Source organism: Coleofasciculus sp. (genome assembly GCF_046565525.1).
Classification (GTDB): Bacteria; Cyanobacteriota; Cyanobacteriia; order Cyanobacteriales; family Coleofasciculaceae; genus Coleofasciculus.
The window spans coordinates 1-4,465 of record NZ_JBKHUP010000215.1 but is presented as its reverse complement, the minus strand read 5'-3'; the positions used below and the strand labels follow the sequence as shown (position 1 = coordinate 4,465).

Below are 4,465 nucleotides of genomic sequence, written 5' to 3'. Positions count from 1 at the left end.
GCAAGTCTTCATAAGCTACCAAGTCGTTAGACCGGACTACGCACAATGCAGTCTTTACTGCAAAGTCTTTACGCTGCTTACTGACTTTCAAGTGTTTCTTGGCTAACTTTTGTTTAGCCTTTTTGTAGTTGTTAGATTGTGGTTGACCTTTTCTAAACTTCTTAGACACTTTCTTTTGAAGTCGTTTCAGTGCTTGGTCTGATTTCCTCAGAAATCTCGGATTATCAACTGTTTGACCATCTGAGTCAGTATAGAAATGGTTTAAGCCAACGTCTAACCCTACGTTGTGACCTGTCGGAGTCCTATCTTCAGTCCTGTCGTGGTCAATACAGAATTGAGCATAGTATCCATCAGCGCGACGCACTACCCTAACTCTTTTAATCTGAGTCAGTTGATAGTAGTTCAAGTCACGAGTTCCATAAAGCTTAAACGTTCCGGCTTTAAACCCATCAGTAAACGTGATTGAGTCACGATTCTCTGATAGTTTCCAGCCTGATGTTTTATACTCTACGGAACCATGATTAGGACGATTATTTTTGTACTTAGGGTATCCTTTCTTTCCTTTGACTTGCTTTTTGCAGTTGTCAAAAAATCTTGAAATAGCCGCGTAGGCACGCTCTGACATTGCTTGTCGAGCTTGAGAGTTTAATTTTCCCGCCCAAGGAAACTCTTTACTTTTACCAAGAATCGCACAATATTTAGACAAGTCATTGCGATTTTTGGCATGACCATTTTCCCAATACTGAAGGCAAGCATTACGAATAAACAGACCAGTACGGATGGCTTCATCAAGCCTTCTATACTGATACTCTTTACCTTTTAACTTACCTTCGTAGACAATCATTTTACCATGCTGAGATTATGGTAGAATTATATCACACAAAGGCTAACACTCGCAACTAAAGTTGCTAGACTAGACGCATCGCTCGGTTTCATCCCTCGGATAAATCACGAGGGCTTTCACCATCGCTTATACTGTAAGAATATCTATAAAGCTTGGCTCCATCAGTTGAAACCAATAGATTCTCGCTGATCAGTAGCAGACTTGCTCGGCGATATATACCCTTATCTTACTCAAATTGCGCTCACGGGACAAAGCAGTGACTATACCAACAGGAAACGCATCTCAGCCAGTAGAGACATTACCTACAACCACTCTACAAAACCAATTACATCGCCAGATGATTGTGATTCTGGACTTTGGCTCTCAATATTCGGAACTCATCGCTCGTCGTATCCGTGAAACCCAGGTATATTCGGAAGTTATCTCCTATCGCACCAGCGCCGAACAACTCCGACAACTGAGTCCCAAAGGAATTATCCTATCTGGAGGTCCGAATTCAGTTTACGATGACGCGGCGCCCCAGTGTGACCCTGAAATTTGGCGTCTGGGGATTCCCGTACTGGGAGTTTGCTATGGGATGCAGCTAATGGTACAGCAACTGGGTGGGAAAGTGATACGCTCTCAACGGGGAGAGTATGGCAAAGCTTCGCTGCGTATTGATGATCCCACCGACTTATTGACGAACGTAGAAGAAAGCTCAACTATGTGGATGAGCCATGGGGATTCCTGTGAGGAATTGCCAGACGGCTTTGAAGTTCTTGCCCATACCGATAATACCTCTTGCGCCGCGATCGCACATCATGAAAAGAAGCTCTATGGAGTTCAGTTTCACCCAGAAGTGGTGCATTCGGTTGGCGGTATCGCGTTAATTCGCAATTTCGTTTACCACATTTGCGACTGCGAACCGACTTGGACAACGGAAGCCTTTGTCGAGGAAGCCATTCGCGAAATTCGCGCCAAGGTGGGGGAAAAACGGGTACTGCTCGCTCTTTCCGGTGGTGTGGATTCCTCAACCCTAGCCTTCTTATTGCACAAGGCGATTGGCGACCAATTGACCTGTATGTTTATCGATCAAGGCTTCATGCGAAAACTGGAGCCAGAACGGTTGCTGAAGCTGTTTCATGGCGAATTCCACATTCCTGTAGAATATGTTAACGCCCGCGATCGCTTCCTGGCTCGACTCGAAGGGATTACTGACCCTGAAGAAAAGCGTCGCCGGATTGGTCATGAGTTTATTCGCGTCTTTGAAGAACAATCCAAAATCCTCGGTCCGTTTGACTATTTAGCTCAGGGAACCCTTTACCCCGATGTGATTGAATCAGCGGATACCAACGTTGACCCGAAAACTGGGGAACGGGTGGCGGTGAAAATTAAGAGTCATCATAATGTCGGTGGTTTACCCAAAGACTTGCGCTTTAAGCTGGTTGAACCCTTGCGGAAACTCTTCAAAGATGAAGTCCGCAAAGTTGGTCGTTCAATTGGTTTACCCGAAGAAATTGTCCGGCGTCATCCCTTCCCAGGACCCGGATTAGCGATTCGGATTATTGGTGAAGTCACCGCAGAACGGCTGAATATCCTGCGCGATGCGGATTTGATTGTCCGCCAGGAAATTAACCGACACGGACTTTATCATGAGCTTTGGCAAGCGTTTGCTGTTTTACTCCCCATTCGCAGCGTTGGGGTGATGGGGGATCAGCGCACCTATGCCTATCCCATCGTACTGCGTTTGGTCAGTAGTGAGGACGGGATGACGGCGGATTGGTCGCGAGTTCCTTATGATTTACTCGAACTCATTTCTAATCGGATTGTGAATGAAGTCAAGGGCGTGAATCGGGTAGTTTACGATATTACCTCTAAGCCACCGGGAACTATTGAGTGGGAATAGTAATTTAGGAATGGAGAGGTGCAGGGGAGGGGGGCAAAAGTGCGGCTTACTTTTGGTCGGAATCTGGATAAACCTCTCTCCATCCCCCCTTACCCCCCTTTGAAAGGGGGGTATAAAGGGGGGTTAGAGAGAGAAGGCTTTGAATTCGCCCTCTCCTTTGACTTGTGCTACAACCTTGGGTGACAACGATAATAGTGAAACCCGCCCCTATTTTCCTCAACACTCAAAACGTTTCGCTCAAAGTTTGGCAATAATAAAAGAAAGCGTGGAAAGAACCACAGGACAAATTACGGCAGCTTTTAAGTTAATCACGCTGGAGTTTAAGCCGATGCAGCCTGTGACCTAGAGAGAGCGCTTTGGTAATGACACCCAACCCAGAGGAGGATTGGCAATGGATATAAATCGACGTGAAGGGAGTTATTTGTTGTGGTTCGGCTTTCTGTTTGGATTTGCCGGATTGCACCGTTTCTACAATGGTAAGATTGGCACAGGGTTATTGTGGTTTTTTACTGGGGGATTATTTGGGGTCGGTCAATTCGTTGACCTGTTTTTGATTCCCGGAATGGTAGAGGAACATTATCTCAAGAACGGGAAGCGCGATCGCATCTCTGGGGAAGCGGCGGTTTCTGGGTCACCTACATTAGTTCAGCCCTATCATGGCTCTAATACTTTAACCTATGACTCGTTAATTGCACAATTAGTCAAAGCGGCTGAACTTAGAGGCGGTAAATTGTCCGTGACTCAGGGGGTTGCGGAAACGGGAAGAGGTTTTGCGGAGGTAGAAGCTACGTTGAACGATTTAGTCAAATCCGGTTATGTGAATATTGACAATGATCCCGATACAGGCATTGTCGTTTATGGGTTCCCAGAACTAGAATTGAGTGCTAATCCTGAGTCAACGCGATGGCTGTAGCTGACTTGACCAACTGAATATCATCACATTTTGAAATATCGCATTCTCCTGCTGATCAGCATTATCCTAATTGCTCCCTTGGGGTATGCGGTACGGTTTTACGCACCTGCACCGGAATGGCTAAATGACCGACTGGGTAGCTTTGCCTATGAGATTTTTTGGATTCTCCTGGTTGGGCTTTTCTTCCCCCAAGCTTCACCCCGATGGACGGCGGTAGGAGTATGTATTGTCACTTGTATTCTGGAGTTTCTGCAACTGTGGCAACCTCCATTTTTGCAGGCAATACGAGCAACGTTTCTGGGTCGCGTTGTATTGGGGAATACCTTTACCTGGTCAGATTTCCCCTCTTATTTCATCGGCAGTTTTTTGGGTTGGGTGTGGATGCGATCGTGTTGGGTCTACTCGCGCAGGTCAAAGGGAAAAATTAATTAATACTAAAAGATATTATTTCCATAATATATACCTCTGTTTTCTATATCTTCTGTCCATCGTTGTGGATTTTCGGTTATATAGTTTCGGATGTGATTCAATGATCTTTGGTCACGGATAATGTGTTCGTAGTAATTGCTTTGCCAGATAATTGCCCCAGAAGTACCATTCATGCGATTTATTTTTCGGGTTGAGACTGATTTGAAATTTTGAATGATTGCCCCTAAAGAACCGGATTTCGTCCCCTTGGGTTGTGCAGTTGATTCATCCAGGTGAGGTGAGACATTCTTGGACAAGGTTTGATGTGCATCCGATATATCCGGACAGGGCAAATATTTATCCGATACATCCGGACAGGGCAAATATTTATCCGATACATCCGGACAGGGCAAAT

General features: G+C 45.6%; 6 protein-coding genes. 4 read left to right on the top strand and 2 right to left on the bottom strand.

Features of this window, described 5'->3' with window-relative positions; genetic code table 11:
- Nucleotides 1–844 (bottom strand): RNA-guided endonuclease InsQ/TnpB family protein (locus ACLGGO_RS35090; RefSeq protein ID WP_446422784.1); only part of this gene is annotated, 844 nt, incomplete at its 3' end.
- 256 nt (nt 845–1,100) lie between these two features.
- Here ACLGGO_RS35090 and guaA point away from each other — a divergent pair.
- The 4 genes from guaA (at nt 1,101) to ACLGGO_RS35070 (ending at nt 4,074) form a co-directional block, all read left to right on the top strand.
- A complete protein-coding gene (guaA, locus tag ACLGGO_RS35085) occupies nt 1,101–2,729 on the top strand; it encodes a glutamine-hydrolyzing GMP synthase (protein ID WP_446422783.1) in 1,629 nt (542 codons plus the stop codon).
- 139 nt (nt 2,730–2,868) lie between these two features.
- Nucleotides 2,869–3,075, top strand: a complete 207-nt coding sequence (locus ACLGGO_RS35080) for a hypothetical protein (RefSeq protein WP_446422782.1) — start codon at nt 2,869–2,871, stop codon at nt 3,073–3,075.
- A 45-nt stretch (nt 3,076–3,120) separates the two neighbouring features.
- Nucleotides 3,121–3,642, top strand: coding sequence for a TM2 domain-containing protein (locus ACLGGO_RS35075; protein WP_446422781.1), 522 nt, complete (start codon nt 3,121–3,123; stop codon nt 3,640–3,642).
- Between the two features lie 30 nt (nt 3,643–3,672).
- Nucleotides 3,673–4,074, top strand: coding sequence for a ribosomal maturation YjgA family protein (locus ACLGGO_RS35070; RefSeq protein WP_446336670.1), 402 nt, complete (start codon nt 3,673–3,675; stop codon nt 4,072–4,074).
- A gap of 2 nt (nt 4,075–4,076) precedes the next feature.
- On the opposite strand, the gene ACLGGO_RS35065 is transcribed toward ACLGGO_RS35070, so the two are convergent.
- A partial coding sequence (locus ACLGGO_RS35065; RefSeq protein ID WP_446422780.1) for a transposase occupies nt 4,077–4,465 on the bottom strand: 389 nt, incomplete at its 5' end.